Annotated in this window: 21 protein-coding genes and 1 tRNA gene; 15 read left to right on the top strand and 7 right to left on the bottom strand. The window is 64.9% G+C overall.

The window, feature by feature from the left end:
* The first annotated feature begins 67 nt into the window (after positions 1 to 67).
* From KQ310_RS13090 to KQ310_RS13050, 9 genes are all read left to right on the top strand, one after another.
* The gene (locus tag KQ310_RS13090) at positions 68 to 1,822 is read left to right on the top strand and encodes an ABC transporter ATP-binding protein (protein WP_259722170.1); all 1,755 of its coding nucleotides are present in this window, start codon (positions 68 to 70) and stop codon (positions 1,820 to 1,822) included.
* Positions 1,823 to 1,965: 143 nt separating this feature from the next.
* The gene (locus KQ310_RS13085) at positions 1,966 to 2,229 is read left to right on the top strand and encodes a hypothetical protein (protein WP_259722169.1); all 264 of its coding nucleotides are present in this window, start codon (positions 1,966 to 1,968) and stop codon (positions 2,227 to 2,229) included.
* Positions 2,230 to 2,257: 28 nt separating this feature from the next.
* On the top strand, positions 2,258 to 2,986 hold the full coding sequence (gene msrA / locus KQ310_RS13080; RefSeq protein ID WP_399238334.1) for a peptide-methionine (S)-S-oxide reductase MsrA: 729 nt from the start codon (positions 2,258 to 2,260) through the stop codon (positions 2,984 to 2,986).
* Positions 2,987 to 3,018: 32 nt separating this feature from the next.
* Positions 3,019 to 3,912: an alpha/beta fold hydrolase gene (locus KQ310_RS13075; RefSeq protein WP_259722168.1), complete on the top strand. Its 894-nt coding sequence runs from the start codon at positions 3,019 to 3,021 to the stop codon at positions 3,910 to 3,912.
* Positions 3,913 to 4,082: 170 nt separating this feature from the next.
* Positions 4,083 to 4,874 (top strand): lysophospholipid acyltransferase family protein, encoded by a 792-nt coding sequence (locus KQ310_RS13070; protein ID WP_259722167.1) that lies wholly within the window; start codon positions 4,083 to 4,085, stop codon positions 4,872 to 4,874.
* Between the two features lie 163 nt (positions 4,875 to 5,037).
* Entirely contained in the window at positions 5,038 to 5,298 is a 261-nt protein-coding gene (locus tag KQ310_RS13065) for a hypothetical protein (protein WP_259722166.1), read from the top strand.
* Positions 5,295 to 5,483: a hypothetical protein gene (locus KQ310_RS13060; protein WP_259722165.1), complete on the top strand. Its 189-nt coding sequence runs from the start codon at positions 5,295 to 5,297 to the stop codon at positions 5,481 to 5,483. The genes KQ310_RS13065 and KQ310_RS13060 overlap by 4 nt, the downstream gene beginning before the upstream one ends.
* Positions 5,480 to 5,839 carry a hypothetical protein gene (locus tag KQ310_RS13055; RefSeq protein ID WP_259722164.1) on the top strand — a complete coding sequence of 120 codons (360 nt, stop codon included), beginning with the start codon at positions 5,480 to 5,482 and terminating at the stop codon, positions 5,837 to 5,839. Before KQ310_RS13060 ends, KQ310_RS13055 begins: the two co-directional genes overlap by 4 nt.
* A 14-nt stretch (positions 5,840 to 5,853) precedes the next feature.
* Positions 5,854 to 5,927, top strand: a tRNA-Pro gene (locus KQ310_RS13050).
* A 561-nt stretch (positions 5,928 to 6,488) separates the two neighbouring features.
* Here KQ310_RS13050 and KQ310_RS13045 read toward each other — a convergent pair.
* The 3 genes from KQ310_RS13045 to KQ310_RS13035 form a co-directional block, all read right to left on the bottom strand.
* Positions 6,489 to 7,271, bottom strand: a complete 783-nt coding sequence (locus KQ310_RS13045) for a type 1 glutamine amidotransferase (RefSeq protein ID WP_259722163.1) — start codon at positions 7,269 to 7,271, stop codon at positions 6,489 to 6,491.
* Positions 7,272 to 7,284: 13 nt separating this feature from the next.
* A complete protein-coding gene (locus KQ310_RS13040; protein ID WP_259722162.1) occupies positions 7,285 to 7,542 on the bottom strand; it encodes a hypothetical protein in 258 nt (85 codons plus the stop codon).
* Positions 7,543 to 7,639: 97 nt separating this feature from the next.
* Positions 7,640 to 8,404, bottom strand: coding sequence for a 3'-5' exonuclease (locus KQ310_RS13035; protein ID WP_399238330.1), 765 nt, complete (start codon positions 8,402 to 8,404; stop codon positions 7,640 to 7,642).
* Positions 8,405 to 8,875: 471 nt separating this feature from the next.
* Between KQ310_RS13035 and KQ310_RS13030 the strand changes: the two genes are divergently transcribed.
* Together KQ310_RS13030 and KQ310_RS13025 are read left to right on the top strand one after the other, a co-directional pair.
* A complete protein-coding gene (locus KQ310_RS13030) occupies positions 8,876 to 9,340 on the top strand; it encodes a peroxiredoxin (protein ID WP_259722160.1) in 465 nt (154 codons plus the stop codon).
* A gap of 36 nt (positions 9,341 to 9,376) precedes the next feature.
* Complete coding sequence (locus KQ310_RS13025; protein ID WP_259722159.1) at positions 9,377 to 10,132, top strand: DUF1350 family protein; 756 nt, start codon at positions 9,377 to 9,379, stop codon at positions 10,130 to 10,132.
* 132 nt (positions 10,133 to 10,264) lie between these two features.
* Here KQ310_RS13025 and KQ310_RS16055 read toward each other — a convergent pair whose 3' ends face one another.
* On the bottom strand, positions 10,265 to 10,453 hold the full coding sequence (locus KQ310_RS16055; RefSeq protein ID WP_399238327.1) for a helix-turn-helix domain-containing protein: 189 nt from the start codon (positions 10,451 to 10,453) through the stop codon (positions 10,265 to 10,267).
* Between the two features lie 382 nt (positions 10,454 to 10,835).
* Between KQ310_RS16055 and KQ310_RS13020 the strand changes: the two genes are divergently transcribed.
* Complete coding sequence (locus tag KQ310_RS13020) at positions 10,836 to 12,110, top strand: PP2C family protein-serine/threonine phosphatase (protein ID WP_259722158.1); 1,275 nt, start codon at positions 10,836 to 10,838, stop codon at positions 12,108 to 12,110.
* A 10-nt stretch (positions 12,111 to 12,120) separates the two neighbouring features.
* Here the strand turns inward: KQ310_RS13020 and KQ310_RS13015 are convergent, their stop codons facing one another.
* Both KQ310_RS13015 and KQ310_RS13010 read right to left on the bottom strand, forming a co-directional pair.
* Positions 12,121 to 12,327 carry a hypothetical protein gene (locus KQ310_RS13015; RefSeq protein ID WP_399238356.1) on the bottom strand — a complete coding sequence of 69 codons (207 nt, stop codon included), beginning with the start codon at positions 12,325 to 12,327 and terminating at the stop codon, positions 12,121 to 12,123.
* A 202-nt stretch (positions 12,328 to 12,529) separates the two neighbouring features.
* Positions 12,530 to 13,729 carry an ABC transporter substrate-binding protein gene (locus KQ310_RS13010; protein WP_259722156.1) on the bottom strand — a complete coding sequence of 400 codons (1,200 nt, stop codon included), beginning with the start codon at positions 13,727 to 13,729 and terminating at the stop codon, positions 12,530 to 12,532.
* A 193-nt stretch (positions 13,730 to 13,922) separates the two neighbouring features.
* On the opposite strand from KQ310_RS13010, the gene KQ310_RS13005 reads away from it, so the two are divergent.
* The 3 genes from KQ310_RS13005 to KQ310_RS12995 all read left to right on the top strand — a co-directional run bounded on the left by KQ310_RS13005 (position 13,923) and on the right by KQ310_RS12995 (position 17,121).
* Positions 13,923 to 15,083 (top strand): hypothetical protein, encoded by a 1,161-nt coding sequence (locus KQ310_RS13005; protein ID WP_259722155.1) that lies wholly within the window; start codon positions 13,923 to 13,925, stop codon positions 15,081 to 15,083.
* Between the two features lie 122 nt (positions 15,084 to 15,205).
* The gene (locus KQ310_RS13000; protein WP_259722230.1) at positions 15,206 to 16,438 is read left to right on the top strand and encodes a glutamate carboxypeptidase; all 1,233 of its coding nucleotides are present in this window, start codon (positions 15,206 to 15,208) and stop codon (positions 16,436 to 16,438) included.
* 20 nt (positions 16,439 to 16,458) lie between these two features.
* Positions 16,459 to 17,121: a phosphoribosylanthranilate isomerase gene (locus tag KQ310_RS12995; RefSeq protein WP_259722154.1), complete on the top strand. Its 663-nt coding sequence runs from the start codon at positions 16,459 to 16,461 to the stop codon at positions 17,119 to 17,121.
* A gap of 261 nt (positions 17,122 to 17,382) precedes the next feature.
* Here the strand turns inward: KQ310_RS12995 and KQ310_RS12990 are convergent, their stop codons facing one another.
* Complete coding sequence (locus KQ310_RS12990; RefSeq protein ID WP_259722153.1) at positions 17,383 to 17,619, bottom strand: hypothetical protein; 237 nt, start codon at positions 17,617 to 17,619, stop codon at positions 17,383 to 17,385.
* Between the last annotated feature and the right edge of the window lie 122 nt (positions 17,620 to 17,741).

The following is a 17,741-nucleotide window of genomic DNA, read 5'->3' as shown; positions in this document are numbered from 1 at the left end:
ATGGCGCCGACGCGGCGCTGGAGCACCCTCCGTAAGTTGGACCTTCGCTTTGCCGCACGGCCCTGCCATGAGCGCCCCACGGCTCGCCCTGATCCTTCGCTATCTGCGCCCGCATCGCCGCACGGTGCTGCTCGGGGCGGCTGCGCTGGTGGTGGTGAACCTGTTGAGCGTGTCGATTCCCCTGCTGGTGCGAGGGGTGATCGACGATCTGCAGGATGGCTTCTCCATGCAGGACGTGCTGCGCCAGGCGGCGCTGATCCTGGCGCTGGCCACCGTGATGGGGGCGGCTCGGCTGTGGTCACGGATGCTGGTGTTCGGCGTGGGCCGCCAGGTGGAGGCGACCCTCAAGGAGCGCATCTTCAGCCACTTGCTGCGCCAGGAACCGGGCTGGGTGCAAGCCACCGGCAGCGGTGATCTGATCAGCCGCGCCACCAGCGATGTCGAGAACGTGCGCCGGCTGCTGGGCTTCGCCGTGCTCAGCCTCACCAACACGGCCCTCGCCTATGCCCTGACCCTGCCGGCGATGCTGATGATCGACCCCTGGCTCAGCCTGGCGGCGGTGGGGTTGTATCCGCTGATGCTGATGGTGGTGCGCCTGTTCGGTGGCCGCATGATGCGCCAGCAGCGCCGCCAGCAGGAAAGCCTGGCGGGCCTCAGCGACCTGATCCAGGAAGACCTCTCCGGCATCAGCGCCATCAAGATCTACGGCCAGGAGCGCACCGAGCAGGGGGCCTTCGCGGCCCGTAACCGCGTCTATCGCGATGCCGCCCTGGGGCTGGCCCGGACCCGCAGCACCCTGTTCCCCCTGCTGGAGGGCATTTCCTCGATCAGCCTGCTGCTGCTGCTGGCCCTGGGCAGCGGCCAGCTGGAGAGCGGTCGGCTCACGATCGGCGATCTGGTGGCCCTGATCCTCTTTGTGGAGCGGCTGGTGTTCCCCACCGCCCTGCTCGGCTTCACGCTCAACACCTTCCAGACGGGTCAGGTGAGCCTGGAGCGGGTGGAAGAGCTGCTGCAGCGTCAGCCGCAGATCGTGTCGCCCGTGCAGCCGGTGCCCGCGACCCAGCCGTCCCGGGGGGCGCTGGAGGCCCGCGGCCTCTGTGTGCGGTACCCCGATGCTCCCCGACCGGCCCTGGTGGATGTGTGCTTCCGGCTCGAGCCCGGCGAGCTGGTGGCGGTGGTGGGGCCGGTGGGCTGCGGCAAGACCACCCTGGTGCGGGCCCTGGGGCGGATGGTGACCGTGGAGTCCGGTCAGCTGTTCCTCGATGGCGTCGACGTGACCGATCTGTCGCTGCCGGATCTGCGTGAGCGGGTGGCGGTGGTGCCCCAGGAGGGCTATCTGTTCACCGCCACCCTGGCCGACAACATCCGCTACGGAGTCCCGGAGGCACCGCTGCAGCGGGTCGAGCAGGCGGCCCGGCAGGCCCGCCTCGAAGGCGATGTGAAGGGCTTCCCTGATGGCTACGCCACCCTGGTGGGTGAGCGGGGCATCACGCTCAGCGGGGGTCAGCGCCAGCGCGCCGCCCTGGGCCGGGCCCTGCTGGTGGAGGCGCCCCTGCTGGTGCTCGACGATGCTCTTGCCAGTGTGGACAACACCACCGCCGCTGAAATCCTGGCCTCGGTGCGCCAGCAGCAGGGCCGCACGATCCTGATGGTGAGCCACCAGCTCTCGGCCGCCGCCGCCTGCGACCGCGTGCTGGTGCTGGAGGATGGCCGCCTGGTGCAACAGGGGCACCACCGCGATCTGATCAGCCAGAGCGGCACCTATCGGCGCCTCTGGGAGCGTCAGCAGGCCGAGGAGCGGCTGCAGGTGGTGGAGGCCTGAACCCCACCCTTGCTGGACAGCCCTGCCGCTGGAGAACCTTTTGGCTGGACCCCGCGCCTGAAGTGATGTTGAGGGGTGCGGACAACTCCGCTCTGGCCCGCTTAGGTGAGAGCACCCATCTTCTCTGCCGGGACCCCGTCCACATGGATCCCTCCAAGGGCTACAACCTGCGCTGCACGCTCACCTTCGGTGACATCTACGGCCAGATCCTGATCTGGATGCTGGTGATCTTCGCCAGCCTGGCGGCTGGCATGGCGCTGATGGGAGCCAGCAAGCCGATCTTCGCCCTGGTGGGAGTGGGCGTGATCCTGGTGCTGTCGCTGCCGTTCCTGTTGTTCGCCTTCACCACCACCCTGCTGAACCACATCGCCCTGGAGCCCAGCGCGAGTGGCGGTGGCCCTTCCTAGGCTCGCCTCCACTCTTTTCTAAATCTCTGTGTTCGGGCTCTTTGCCACCTCCCCCTCCGGCTCGTCGACCCGTGATCTCACCCCTGCAGGCGACGTTCTGCACGCCGTGCTGAAAACGCCCCTGGCGGCGCCGCTGGTGGAGGGGCAGGCCGAGGCCCTGTTCGGTTGCGGTTGCTTCTGGGGCGCCGAGAAGGGCTTCTGGCGCCTGCCCGGGGTCGTCACCACGGCGGTGGGCTATGCCGGCGGTGACCCGCCCCATCCCAGCTACGACCAGGTCTGCTCCGGCCGCAGCGGCCACGCCGAGGTGGTGCGGGTGGTGTGGGACACGGCGGTGGTGGATGCCAGCGATGTGTTCAAGCTGTTCTGGGAGTGCCACGACCCCACCCAGGGCAACCGCCAGGGCAACGATCGCGGTAGCCAGTACCGCTCCGCCATCTATGCCAACGATCCGGCCCTGCTGAGCCTGGCCCGGGCCAGTGGTACCGCCTATCAGGAGCAACTGCAGCAGGCTGGTCTGGGCACGATCACCACCGAGATCGCGGCAGATCGGCCCTTCTTCTACGCCGAGGCCTACCACCAGCAGTACCTGGCCAAGCCCGGCAGCCGGCCCTACTGCTCCGCCCAGCCCACGGGTGTGCGCCTCGGTGCCTTCCCCGCCGCCGCCTACCGGCTTGGAGATGCGGTCTGGAAGCAATACGACTGGAGCATCGCCCACTGTGTGCTGCGCAGCGACAACGCACCGATCCAGGCCTCGTAATCCAGTCCTCGTAAGGTCGCTCTTTTCGCCCCGTGCCCCGCTCCACCTTTGCCTACGACTGGGAGCGCCAGGCCTGTTTCTGCCGGGTGGAGGGCGATCTGGAGGCAGAACGCGCCGATCCGATCCTCACCCTTCACCCGATCGGTGTGGGGCTGTCCGGGGCCTTCTGGCAGCGGTTCAGCCGCGAATGGATTGCCCGCGACCTGCCGCAATCTCTGATCCATCCCGATCTGATCGGTTGCGGCCGTTCCGCCATGCCGGATCGGATCCTGCGCCCCGAGCACTGGGCGGCCCAGCTTGCGGTGCTGCTCGATCAGCGGGTGCGCCGGCCGGTGTGGCTGCTGGTGCAGGGCGCGTCCCTGCCGGTGGCCCTGGAATTGCAGGCCCTGCGGCCGCAGGCGATTCGTGGCCTGGTGCTGTTCGGCCCGCCGTCCTGGAAGGTGATGACGGGGCCGGCTGATGAGCGGCTGGCCAACGCCCTCTGGCGTGGCTTCTTTCACACCCCCTTGGGCGACCTCTTCTACCGCTACGCCCGCAGCGAACGGTTCCTGCGCTCCTTCTCGGAAAAGGAATTGTTCGCCCGCGCTGCGGATGTGGATGCCGAGTGGCTGTCGATGCTGCGGGACGGGTCCCGCGATCTGGCCAGTCGCCATGCGGTGTTCTCGTTTCTGGCCGGGTTCTGGCGCCGCGATTACAGCGCTCGCTTCTGCCAGTTGGATGTGCCGGTGCTGGCCCTGTTCGGCGATCAGGCCACCGGCATCAGCCGCCGTGGCAAACGCGACAGCCCCCAGACCAAGGCGGCGGACTATGCGGGCCGCCTGCCCAGAGCCTCCGCCCGTCTGCTGGGAGGCCGCAACGTGATCCCCTGGGAAGCACCGGGCCTGGCGGTCGAGGCGGTGCACACCTGGATGGCCCAGCAGGCCTGAGGACCGGATCTGAGCCATTCTCGCTGGAGCCCCATGGGCTGGAGTCCTTCACGCTGCAGCTGGATGCGGCCATACATTGAGTTCCGGTCGTCGCCAGTCCCCTGAACCGCTCGCCCGATCCCGATCCCCATCCAGGCAGGCAGCGGGATCCCGATCTGATCCGGCGGCTGATGCCACTGTGGGGCTGGTTCTACCGGTATTACTTCCGGGTGCAGACCAGCGGTTGGGAGCACGTGCCGGCCTCGGGCCAGCTGATGTTCGTGGGCTCCCACAACGGCGGTCTGGCGACACCGGATCTGCCGATGTTTCTCTACGACTGGTTCCGCCGCTATGGCACGGACCGGCGGGTCTACGGGCTGACCCACGCCAAGGCTTGGCAGGCCTATCCGTCTCTGGCGGATCTGGCGGCCCGGGTGGGCGCGATTCCCTTCTATCCGCGCCAGGCCCTGGCGGTGCTGCGGCAGGGCGACAGCCTGTTGGTTTACCCCGGTGGTGGTCAGGACGCCTTCCGGCCCCATCGGCTGCGGGGTCGCATTCACTTCGGTGGCCGCACCGGTTTTCTGCGGCTGGCCATCTGGCACGGCCTTCCGTTGGTGCCCCTGATCTCCTGGGGCAGCCATGACAGTCTCTATGTGATCGACGACTGCTACCCCGCCGCCCGGCGCCTGCATGACCACGGCATGCCCTGGCTGCTGGGCCTCGATCCGGAGGTGATGCCGCTCTACCTGGGGCTTCCCTGGGGCTTGGCGGTGGGTCCCCTGCCCAATCTCCCCCTGCCCACGGCGATCCATACGCGGGTCTGCCAGCCGATTCAGCTGCCCCGCAGCGGCTATGCCGCCAGCCGTGATCGCGCTTACGTGCAGGCCTGCTACGACCGGGTGGTGGGGTGCATGCAGACCGAACTCGACCAGTTGCGTGCTGAGGTGACCGGCAGCCGGCGGGGGTCATGGTTCAAGCCATGATCGGCCGCAGAGGATTCCCTGCAGGGCCTGGCTATGGTGCTTTTCGCACGGGCCGGTGCCGGAGTGCCGTGGCTGGGTTATGAACGCTGTTCATCAGCCAGCCAAAACTCTGCGGAGGATGCCTGTCCCCCTGTTCGGCCTGCTTTTTGGACCCCTGATCGCCATGTCCTCCCCTTGGTGGGAGGACTACGGCATCAAGGAGAAGTTTCTCTGCGCTGACAAAGCCCAGCTCGTGCTGGAACGCAACGACGCCCAGGCTTCTCTGATCGCCGGCCGCTTCCGTTCCACCCTGTTCCGCGAGGATTCCACCGAACCCGGGATTCGCTACCGCAACGACGGCATGCTGGTGATCCTGCGCGGCGATGAGCTCACCTTGGAGAAGCTGCCGATGCGGTTGCAGTGCATCCGCACGGAACAGGTATGACGCCGCTTCCCGATCGGATTGTGATCGTGGGCCTGATTGCCACGGTGGGCCTCTGTTTCGCCCTGGTGTTCTGGACCGTGCGCCTCAACCCCGGCGGAGAACCCCCGATGCAGTGGCGCGATTCCGCCCCATCTGCCCCCATCGGCCGCCCGCCGTCTGGAGCAGCGGAGCGGGGTCTGTTGTGACCCCTTCCAGGCCCCCTGGCGGCCGCCGCCAACTGCATCCCCTGCCCCGTGGGCTGGTGGAGCTTTACGGCCTGCTGGCGGTGCTGTTCGTGCTGGTGCCTGAGTGGATGGCTGGCAGTGCCCTGGTCGGATTCCGGGAGGGGCGCGGCGGCGCTGATCTGCCGGTCACCAGCCAGGCCTGGGAGCGGTTGCCGGAGTTGCGGCTCGCCACCATGACCCTGGCCCAGCTGCGCCTGCTGGCCCGTCAGCTGCGGGTGTGCGGCTACGCCGGTCTGAGCCGCGACAAGCTCACGGCCCGGCTGCTGCGTCGCCTGAAGCGCCGGCAGAAGCAGGGCCGGGGCCGGCAGACGCTGTGATAATTTTCATTCGCCGGGGCGTAGCGCAGCTTGGTAGCGCACCACTTTGGGGTAGTGGGGGTCGTGGGTTCAAATCCCGCCGCTCCGATTCAATCAACGGCATCAATTGAGTGGTTCTATTCAGCCGCTTTTTTACCCCATACACCGTCCTGAAAAGGGCGGTTTCTTTATGCCTACTGTTTTGAGTCAGATCTGAGATCTCTGATTCTGAACCCTGAACCCTGAACCCTGAGCCCTGAGCCCTGAGCCCTGAGCCCTGAGCCCTGAGTCCAGAGCTCAGAACTCCAAACTCTGACTCTGAACTCTTGCGCTGTCCAGGCAGCCAATGGGCACCTCGAAAAATTGGCCCTGGCGTGGCCTTAGACTCCATTCACTTCCGTTGCCGCAGTGGGTCTCGTTGGTCGGCCCGCGCGGAACCCGAATTTTTCGAGGTGCCGCAATGTCAGAACTCTGGCTCTGAACCCTGAATTCTGAACTCTGAGATCTCAATTTCAATCTCATTTTCAATCTCAATCTCAATTCTTACGCTGCATTGGCAGCCAGTCGATTCCTTCTCGTCCTTTTGCTTCTTCCCCTTGTCCTACCCTTACCAGTGCTTCTCTTCAGTGCCTGGTTCTGGTTGACAAGTGCGCCCTGGATGGATAGAGGCTCATCTCCCCAGGCAGGCCTCCAGGGCACTCAGCAGGTTCTCGATCAGCCGCGTTGCGCTGAGCTCGGTGCTGGCCTGCCAGTGCCGCCCGTCGTGGCGGATGCGCTCGACGCCATCTGCCCCGAGGGCTTCGATCACATAGCCCTGATCCTCCAGCAGCCAGGGCTCCAGCAGCTCCGGTGTGACCTCGAGATGAAACTGCAGGCCCCAGGCGTGCCGGCCGATCCGGAACATCTGCTCGACGCAGTGAAGGCTGGATGCCAACAGGGTGGCGCCTTGTGGCAACGCAATCCGATCGCCGTGCCAGTGCAGCACCAGTTCACTGGCAGCCAGCCCCTGCAGCACCGGTTCCTGCTTGGCCGTCTCGGTAAAGGTCACGGCGCCCCAGCCCACTTCCCGCAGAGGCCTTGGCGGCTCCCCCATCTGCAGGGGCAGGGCATCGCCCCCCATGGCCCGCGCCAGCAACTGGGCGCCCAGGCAGATTCCCAGCACCGGCTGCTGCGCCTCCACCCGCTGGCGAATCAGCTCCAGCTCCGCCTCCAGCCAGGGAAAGGCGTCGTTGCCGAGATCGGCCACGCCCATCGGGCCTCCCAGCACCAGCAGCACCTGATCAGTGGCAGTGGCAGTGGCGGCGGAGTTGGAGGACGAGGTGGTGGCTGCCGGCAGAGCCTCGCCCCGATCCGGCCGGCAGACGCTCACCTGCCAGCCCCGGGCGCGGGCAGCGTCGGCGAAGCGGCCAGGCCCTTCCCGCTCGAGGTGCTGGATCACGAGAAGTTCGGTCATCGCCCTGGGTGGCTCATCCCAGCCGTGTCACCACGCCCATCCTGCGCAGCCAACGATTGACACGTCGCCGCAGGCGCGGCGGCACCTCCTGCAGCAGCTGGCCCAGTTCGAGGGCCGCCAGCCGGTGCAGGGCCCGCACGTCCACGCGCCAGAGCGCTTCGGCTTCCCGGATCAGCCGCGCCCAGGTGCGCACGTTCTTCCACCGGCGGATGCGCTGCTGCGGCACATCGACCAGAGACCAGTGGGGGCTGGGCTCGATTCCGCTGGTCATCACTGCAGCCCGGCACGTGGCTTCTCCAGCCTGTTGAGTCCTGGCTGTTTTGTCTTCCACTCAGTCGCAGGAGTTCGAAGTTGGACGGCTGCTCGAGTCAGGCTGAGCGAGGTAGCTTCCGCCGCGTGGACTGCCCGCTGCCGGCGATGGCTCCAGAGCCTGCCGGGCCCTCCTCGCCTTCGAGCTCCACCTGCTGGACGGGAAAGCCCAGGGCCTGCACCTCGGACTCGCTCAGCCGGCGGCTCCAGGCTCCTGGCACGGGGTCGTTCCAGCGGAAACCCGCCTCCTTGGCGCGGTGGCGTTCCGCATAGCTGAGGTTGGCGCGGTAGAGATGGCGCGGTTCCTGGGCCGCGGCCAGCAGCGTGTCCAGATCGCTGCAGCGCTCGAACACCTGGGCCAGATAGATGCAGTCGGTGAGGGCGCGATGGGCAGCCCAGACGGGGATCCCGTAGGCCAGGGCCAGATCCCGCACGGAGGGGTTGGAGCGCAGGTGCTTCTCGGCCGGCCAGCGAATGTCTTCCATCGAACAGATCCAGGGCTGCTCCAGGGCCGGCAGCTCCCCATGGCCGAACCACTGGCGATCGAAGGCCGCGTTGTGGGCCAGCACCGCATCGGCGGCGGCGGCCATCGCCAGGAAGCACTGCAGCCCGGCCTGCCAGGGCTGCTCCAGGCGTGTCCACTCGGCGGCGATGCCGTTCACATGCTCTGCCGGATTGATGTTGCACGGCAGCAGGAACGACACCTGGCTGAGCACGGCGCGGCTGGGGACATGGAACAGCACCGCCCCCACCTCAATGCAGCTGCCATCGGCAGGGGAGAGTGCCGTGGTTTCGGTGTCCAGGATCAGGAGGCGCTGCGGCATTGCTGATCGCGCTGCTGAAGGCACCGCTGGTGGCGCCTCAGGTGACGCAGCCAGCGGCGCGGCAGGTTGCACAAAAGGTTGCTCAGCAGGTTGCGAAGCGGGTTCTGAAGCCGGTTGTGACGCAGTGGTGGATGGGGTCTGGGACTCGGTGTTGGAGATGGCCACGGTTCTGGAGATCTCAACCGGCATTGGTGCTGGCGTAGGCGCCGGGTTCTGCGGCTCCGGCGCAGGCTCTGTCGCCTCGGGAGCAGGACCGTCCGCCTCCCCAGTCCCACCCAGCAGGCTGAGCAGGTCGTTCTGGTGCCACTGACCGGGGTGCGACTGACTGGAGTGCGACGCCATCACCGCCCTGCTTGCCGCCCCATGCTCTCAGCCCCCGGGGCTCTGCGCAGCAGCAACGCATCGCACCAGTGGGATCCGCAGCGCCCGGCCGGCCAGCCTGTCTAGGGTTTGAACTCTCTCCACAGGCCCTTGGCACGCCCACTTGCCCCCGGTGATCGGGCCCCCCTGGTGGCCCTGCCTGATCAGAACGGCGTTGAGCGGCGCAGCGATCAGCTGGGCGGCAAGGCCCTGGTGCTGTTCTTTTACCCGAAAGACGACACCCCCGGCTGCACCATGGAGGCCTGCGCCTTTCGTGACAGCTACGCCGACCTGCAGGGCCTCGGCGCTGAGGTGTGGGGCGTCAGCGGCGATGACACCGCCAGCCATCAGCGCTTCGCCACCCGCCACCAGCTCCCCTATCCGCTGTTGGTGGATCGGGGCAATGGCCTGCGCAAGGCCTTCGGGGTGCCGGGGGTGCTGGGCCTCCTGCCGGGGCGCGTCACCTATGTGATCGATGGGCAGGGCATGGTGCGGCATGTGTTCAACAACCTTCTCGATGGGCCCGCCCACCGGCGTGAGGCGATCCAGGCGCTGCACCAGCTTCAGGACACCTGAGGCAAGGGTTGTCGGTCATCAACAGGAGCAGCCGGGATGGCTCGATGGAAGCAGCAGGGAGAGCTCTGGCAGCTGGAGCCGGCCGGTCGGCCCAGGGGGCTGATCGAGTTCATCGGCGGCAGTTATCTGGCGGCTACCCCCCAGCTCAGCTATCGGCGCTTTCTCGAGGCCCTGGCAGCCCGCAACTGGCGTGTGCATGCCTGGAGCTATGTGCCGGGGTTTGACCATCAGGCTCAGGCCAGTGCCGCCTGGCGGTTATTCCGTCAGGCCCGATGCGGCGATGACACCCCTGCAGCCGCTTCTTCTACCCCGGGTTCGGCTGCCAGTCCCTTGCTGCGGCTGGGTCACAGCCTCGGCTGCAAGCTGCATCTGCTCGCCCCGGATGGTGGCCGTCGCTGTGACGCTCTGGTGGCCCTGAGCTTCAACAACTTCTCGGCGGAGCGTTCGGTGCCTTTGCTGGCGGAACTGGGGCAACAATTCAAGTTCCGCAGTGAATTCAGTCCCTCGCCGGAGGAAACCCTGCTCCAGGTTGGGGCCACGTACCGCCAGCCGCGCAACCTGCTGGTCCGGTTTAACCGCGACGGCATTGATCAGAGCAACCGCTTGCTGGGGGTGCTGCAGGCGCGGCCGGGGGATGCCTCCGAGCTGCTGGAGCTGCCCGGCGACCACCTCACCCCCGCCAGCGGCGGCCTGCGCAAGCAACTGCTGGGCGCCTGGGCCGACGATCCTGCCCGGCAACGGGCGATGGAACGGCTGGTGGATCAGATCACCGTCTGGTCTGTGGCGGAGTAGCTGTGCTTTCTCACCATTTAGTTCAGCGTTCAGCACCCACCTCAGTAGTGCTTCTGCCAGTGCGGCTGCCCTGAGAAGATCTGCAGCCACCGGGGCACTGTTAGGGTCTCAGTACCCGGTTGATCACCACGGTCACCTTGTCGCCCTCATAGGTGCGAGGCCGGCCGGGACGGAGCTCGTCATGCAGCCCTTCCAGCGGCCCAGCTCCCGATCACGCTTGCGCCACTTGCCGACTGTCATCCCTGCCAGCCCCATGCGCTTGGCGATAGCGGTGTTGGTTTCGCCGGATCCGCAGGCCAAGACGATCTGGGCGCGCTGCACGATCGAATGCGGCAGCGAGGAGGGCCTGCAACTGTTGAACCTAGTCCTCGCTGAAGACCAGTGGAGGCATCGGACGACCAAGCGCCACGCAGCATCTCAAAAGACACTTCTTATTCTGGTTGCTATTCCGGGACCACACACTAGCGTCGCAGGCTGGTAATCATGGCTTCTTTGTGGTATGTATGCATTGCTGGTCAGCCTGTTCTGGGACTGTTTGAGGTGGCTTGCCACGCGGTCATTGATTACTGCAAATGCAAACGTCTTTATAACCTTGCGTTTGGCCAAGTGCTACATATATTCCACAAGCCGCTGTGGGCGGTAGCTTTAATGTTGAATCTTCGCACTTAACGCTAACATTTCTTTAATCATTCCATCTTGACTGATGAGCAAGCTCAACCATCCCTCTGCAAGTGACTTTGCCTTGCTTTTTGCGCTCGCTGGTCAAATCGTAAGGGAACCGAATCTAGATGGACTGCTACAGCGTATTCTGGTTGAAAGTAGACCATGGATGAACTGTGAAGCTTGTTCGATATTTCTACCAGAGCCGGTAACCGGAGACCTGATGATTCACTCCGCGCAGGGAGGTGCGGCCGCCAAGATGAGTTCGTTCAGGATTCCTGAGGGGCAAGGTGTTGTTGGAAGCGCGATGACAGACAAAACGATAGTACGTGTTGATGATGTGTCAAAAGACAGTAGATTCTTTGGCGGGGCCGATGAGAAAACGGGTTGGACAACTCGTGCTTTAATTGCGGCTCCCTTGCTAGATGGTGATAACTGTATAGGGGCAATTGAATTTCTAAATCCAGTTGGTCGTGCTTCATTCTCCGATCGTGATGAACTTCTTATTGAGTACTTTGCACTTATGGTCTCGTCTGCCCTCGTCCGTATTCAGTCACATCAAGCGGCACTTGATCGCGCCTTGGTTCAAAGAGATCTTGATTTAGCAAGGGAACTACAGGAGGGACTTCTGCCTACCAACTTTCCCATCTGTAGGAGGCCGGGTGACTTGGATCTCTTTGCCACAATCAAGCCAGCACTTGAAGTGAGTGGCGATCTCTATGACTTCTTCGAGTCAGCTGACGGACGCATCTTTTTCCTTGTTGGCGATGTTTCAGGGAAGGGTGTAGCAGCTGGCCTTTTTATGGCTGTAACAAAGACCTTGATCCGCGGTATCTCAAAGACCACCTCTGATCCTGCAGAGATCCTGAAATTAGTTAATCAAGAACTTGTCAACCAGAATGCTGCTTATCTCTTCGTTACTATTATCCTCGGCATCTATGACCCCCAGACAGGCCTTGTGTCATATGCTCAAGGAGGTCACAGCCAGCCAATAGCTGTTAATTCTGCTGGTTTTGCCTCGTACCAGCCACCTGGAGGGCAGCCTCTCGGCGTTTTCGACAACGCTTTCTTCAGTCCTTTATCCATTATACTCGATCAAGGTGAGACACTGATTCTCTATTCTGACGGGGTTACGGAGGCCATGAACCAACTCAGTGAGTTATATGGAGATGAAAGACTTCTGAATCTTATCAATGGTCACACATGTGAGACAGCAAATGAAATAGCCGCAAAAATACTAGACGACGTTCATGCTTTTGTTGATGGAGCTGAGCGGTCCGATGATATCACCATCCTTGTTGTCAATCGGCGCAAATAAAAACAGGCATTTAGTGTCCCGTCCCAGAGATTTGTGAGCAAAGTCGCTTGAGCTTCTCCAGGATAGATTCCCCGTCGCGATCCAGTTGAAGGGGGCCTTGCTCTTGTTGTAGGCCGCCACAACGGTGACGAGCGGCATCGAGACGGCTTTGGCGATTCGACGAAGGGTGCAGCGCTGATGCCACCAGTGCCGCTGAACCACCGTGACGGAACCGCACCAGCCACTTGTAAGCCGTACGCAGACTGATACCAGCCTCACCTGCATGGGTCTTCAGGGGCAACCCTTATTGAGTTGTCGGCGGATCAGCCGCGTTCTCGGCTCAAGGGTGTGAGTCGAGCATTGGGGTGGCGATGCATGAGGGGTTAGGTCTTGGGACGGGCGGTGACACCCCGACCCTGACGACCTCACACCTCCTTAGATCAGGGCTCCCACGTCTGGGAGCCCAGGTAGGTCAGCTCCACGAAGTCGCTGGCTTGCCGATCGGTGGGGCTCAGTTCCAGGGAAAAGCCGCCCAGGTCCACGCGCCCCATCGATTCCAGGGCCTGGGCCAGCCCCTTGCGACTCGGGTTGGGCCCGGCCCGCTGCAGACCTTCGCTGATCAGGCGGGCGGCGAGGAACCCCTCCAGGCTCGTGAAGCCGTATTGGGGCTCGGTGGCCTGCCGCTGCATCAGCCTCTGGTACTCCGCCACCACCGGGATTCGGCGGTTCCAGGGGAAGGGCACCACCTGGCTGATGCCGATTCCACTGGACTGGCCATCGGGCAGGGCCTGCTGCAGGGCCCGGGTGCCCACGAAGGAGACCGTCATCAGCTGCGCCTTGCTGCCCAGGTTCAACAGGTCGCGGCTGATGGCCGCCGCACCGGGGTAGGAGCTGATGATCACCACCCCGCTGGGATTGGCCGCCTGCAGGATGCGGGCCGCTGCCTTGGTGGCGCTGGAGTTGCGCTCCACGCCGGCCGTGGCCAGCGGCTGGAGTCCATGGCGCTGCAGGGCCCGCCGCGTGGCGGCCAGTCCGTCGTCGCCGAAGGCATCGTTCTGGTGCAGCACGGCGATCCGGTGCCGGCCGGCCCGTACCAGGGCATCGACGATCAGGTCGAGTTCTGCCTGGTAGCTGGCCCGCAGGTTGAACACCAGCGGCTGCCGAGGCTCCCGCAGCAGCATCGCCCCGGTCAGGGGGGCGACCAGGGGGATGTGGTCGCGCTCCAGCATCGGCAACACGGCCTTCACGGTGGGGGTGCCGACGTAGCCGAACAGGGCCAGGACCTTGTCCTGCTGGATCAGCCTGTCGGTGTTGCGGCGGGTCAGTTCCGGTTCGTAGCGGTCGTCGTGGCTCACCAGGCGGATCCGGCGTCCATGGATCCCACCGCGGCGGTTGACCTCCGCGAACCAGGCCTGGGCGCCGAGCCGGTACTCCTGGCCCAGCTGGGCTGAGGGTCCACTGAAGGGCGCTGACTGACCCAGCACCAGCTCCGGTCCGCTTGCTGCCGATCCCGAAGCACCGGAGATTGTTGCTGGCACTGCGGTCGCCATCGAGGGCAGGCGCAGCAAGTTCGGCAGCAGGGCAGCCAGGGGAAGGACGAGCAGGGCCAGGGCTGCCTTGCCGGCAGTGCTGCCGGTCATCCCTAGGGTCAGGCGTGGTGGGAAGGCGCCAATGCACTCCGATGAGCCCTTGCCCGAGTCCGATCTTCCGGAACCGCCAGGTCCAGAACTGCGAGGTCCAGAACCGCGAGGTTCCGAAGGCAGGGCACTCGGTCGACGGCGAAAGCGTTGGAATGGTCTGGCCATTGGGTCCGTTGTTCTCGCCATCGCCCTGGTGATTCTGGGCCTGATGCGGATCGATGTCGCCCAGGTGCGCAACCGTGATTCGCTGCGGCTGTCCTCGGCCTCCCGGGCCCTCAGCACCGATCCGGCCCTGCTGGCCAAGGCTGGGTGGACTTCCCTGCGCGGTGAGCGGTTGAACGCGACGGAAGCCCGCGAGGACCAGGTGGCTCTGGAACGGGCCGCGAACCATGTGCAGGTGGGGGTGTATGCCAACAGCACCTACGACCTCGAACTGAACATCCCCAGCTATTCGTCCAATGGCTACGTGTGGCTGCGCTGGGACGAGCCGTTACAGCGCTATTTCGATGCGCAGAACACCAGCATCGACCGCCGCTTCACCCTGCTCAACGGCCTGCTGTCCAATGCCGATCCGGTGCTGCGTCCCCTGGTCGAACGTCCGGTACGCCTTGCTGATGGCAGCTTTTACCAGTTGTTCAACTACCTCGGGCGCTTTTACATCGACCGTGCCAGCTTCCGCCACTTTCCGTTCATGACCGTGAGTCTGCCCCTGGTGCTGGAGGTCGAGGATGTTGATGGCGGCCTCGACTACACCAGCCTCCGGCTCGAACCGGATCTTCAGAACAGTGGGATGGGGCTCTATGCCGGCATCATCGGCTGGCTCAACCGGGGCTGGTCGATCGCGGAATACCGGCACCACTACGCCACCAACTTCGGCCTGGGCGGTGCCGAGAATGATTACAGCCAGGTGGTGTTCGACATCTCCTTCGGCATCTCCGCCTGGGCCGCCTTCTGGCGCCTGCTGTTGCCCCTGGCGGTGCTTATGGTGATGGTGCTCCTTGTATTCAAAGTGCGGCCCGATGAACAGGATGCCCGCGCCAGTATCCCGGTCACGGTGCTGCTGACCCTGGTGTTTCTGCAGCAGACCTACCGCGCGGAGTTGCCCCAGCTGCCGTTCCTCACCTTTCTTGACCAGGTGTACGTCGTGGCCTACGTGATCACTCTGATGGCCTTTGTGCTGGTGATCTGGATCGGCCGCCGCTACGCCGACATGGAGGCCATGCCCGATGGGGAAGGCAAGGAGATCCTGCAGCAGCGGCTGCATCGCCTCGATGACATCTGGCCCCTGGCCATGGTGTTGATCAGTGGCCTGAGCATCTGGCTCTGTTGGGTGAGCTTGCCGCCAGGCGGATGACAACTCCTTTGTTGACAGTGATGGCCCAAGCACCCGCCCCCTACAGGGTTGATGAACACAGGCGGAGCAGCAGCTCCTGCCGGAGCAGGACTCTCGGGGCCCTGGCCGTTCTGGCCGGGTTGGTGACGCTGCTTCTGCCCCTGCCGGCCTTCAGCCAGATCAAGGCGCCCGCACCCCACAGCGGGGCCTCCCCGGCGACCTCGGCCGATCAGGCCATGGTTCGAAGCACCGAGGCACGAACCCAGGCCTTCCTTGAGGATCTGCGCAGCCTGGTGGCGATCGACAGCGGCAGCGGCCAGCAGGACGGGCTTGATCGGGTGGCGACCCTGCTGGCGAACCGACTGCGCCGCCTCGGTGCGGAGGTGGAGCGTCTGCCGGCCAAGCCGTCCGTGGGAGACATCGTGGTGGGCCGCATCCGAGGCACCGGCAGCCGCCGGATCCTGCTGATGGTCCACTACGACACCGTGTTCCCGGAGGGGGAGGCGAGCCGGCGCCCCTTTCGGCTGGAGGGGAATCGCGCTTACGGCCCCGGTGTGGTAGATGCCAAGGGCGGGGCCGTGATCATCCTGCAGGCCCTGGAGCTGGCGGCCGAACGGAACGTCCGCGATTTCGCCACGATCACGGTGCTGTTCAACCCCGACGAGGAGATCGGCTCGCGGGGATCGGCGGATCTGATCGCCCGCCTGGCCCGCCAACAGGATGTGGTGCTGTCGTTCGAGCCCAGCCCCATGGATGCGGTGATCGAGGCCACCAAGGGCATTGCCTACCTGACTCTGGCGGTGCAGGGCCGCGCGGCCCATGCCGGCGCTGCACCCGAGAGTGGCCGCAATGCCGCCGTGGAGCTGGCCCACCAGATCCTGGCTCTGCAGACCCTGGGCGATTCAGCCAAGGGCACCACGGTCCACTGGACCCGCATCCGCGCCGGCGAGCGCCCCAACGTGATCCCCGACCAGGCGAGCGCCACTGCCGACCTGCGCTTCAGTGATCCCGCGGAACCTGCGCGGGTGCAAGCGGAGATCAACCGGATCATCCAGACGCCTCTGGTTCCAGACACCACGGCGACGCTGGCCGTGCAGCTGCAGCGGCCCCCGTTTCCCCGCAACCCTGCCACGGAGCAGCTGGTGCGCCAGGCCCAGACGATCGCTGGGGAACTCGATCGCCCCCTGGAGGCGGTGGCGATGGGATTCGGCACCGATGCCGGCCATGCCTTCCAACCTGGCAACCCCAGGCCCGCCGTGCTCGAAGGGCTGGGTGTGATCGGCGGCGGGCTGCACTCCCCCAAGGAGTGGGCCGATCTGGAGAGCCTGCCGGCCAGGCTCTACCTGGTGGTGCGCCTGCTCGAGACCCTGCCCTGAGCCCTGTCTGGTCCTGATCCATGACGCGCGTGAAGATCTGCGGCATCCGCCGCCTCAGCGATGCCCTGCTGGCGGTGCACGGCGGCGCCAATGCGGTGGGCGTGCTGGTGGGTCAGAAGCACGCCAGCAGTGATTTCATCGCGGCGGATCTGGCGGCGCAGATCCTCGCTGCCCTGCCCCCGTTCGTGAGTGGGGTGTTGGTGTCACACCTGGAGGATCCCGCCGCCCTGATCGAGCTGATCGAGCAGACCGGAGCGCGGGTTGTGCAGGTGCATGGCGCGATGTCGCCGCAGGGGCTGCGCGAGCTGCGCCGCCGCATCGACGGCCTGACGCTGCTCAAGGCCATTCACATCCAGGGTCCCGAGGCGCTTGAGGCCGCGGCAGCCTTCGCGCCCTGCGTGGATGCCCTGCTGGCGGATAGCGCCAATCCCCGCACCGGCCAGGTGGGAGGCACTGGTCTGACGCATGACTGGCATCTCACGGCCCGCATCCGGGCGAGCTTGCCGGTGCCGCTCATCCTGGCCGGCGGCCTCGATGCCTCGAACGTGGGCCAGGCGATCGAGCAGGTTCAGCCCTTCGGTGTGGATGTGAATAGCGGTGTCAAGGGATCCGATGGCTTCAAGGATCCGGCCAGCTTGCACGCATTTTTGGCGGCCGTGCGGCACAAGGATTTCAGGCACTGATCGGAGCCATCAGAACATGCGGTAGGAAGGCTGCGCGGGAATTCGATGAATGGAGCCCAAGAAGGCTCCTCTGTTGGTATTAAGCTCTGCGGCTTTCAGCGCTTCTGCAGCCTCAAAGACCTTGGCATTCATCCAGCTGTTGTAGTCTGCCAGCAAAAAGATGTGGTACCCGTTTAGGGGCCGTGACGCCGCAGCGCAGCAGTCCACCCCTGATCACTGATCAACGAGCGGCCACAAACACCACGATCGATGACAGCCGATTCAGGGATTCGGCAACAGCGATGGCATCTTGCCGCCGCGATGATGGGCGATCAAGGCCTGCTCCAGGAACTGCCAGATCTCACGGCCCTGTTGCCGCAGGCTGGTGGTGACCGTGAGCAGCCTGCTGCGGCAGATCGCACCCTGGCGGGATTGGACGCCATGGCTGATCTTGCGCTGAATCACCGAATGGCGCAGGGCACGTACTCCTGCGGAGAAGACTTCGTCTACTTGTGCCACGAGTCAAACGTTCTCTATGAACACTGACGCAACTGTATCGAGGATGGGAGTTTGGCCTCCCGGAGCCGGCCTGCAGGGGCAGGCTCCAAACCGCCCCATGCTGCTGCGTTTAAGAGGCGTGG

Source organism: Synechococcus sp. CS-1328 (assembly GCF_025128095.1).
GTDB lineage: Bacteria > Cyanobacteriota > Cyanobacteriia > PCC-6307 > Cyanobiaceae > CBW1002.
This window is presented reverse-complemented; position numbering and strand designations above follow the sequence as displayed.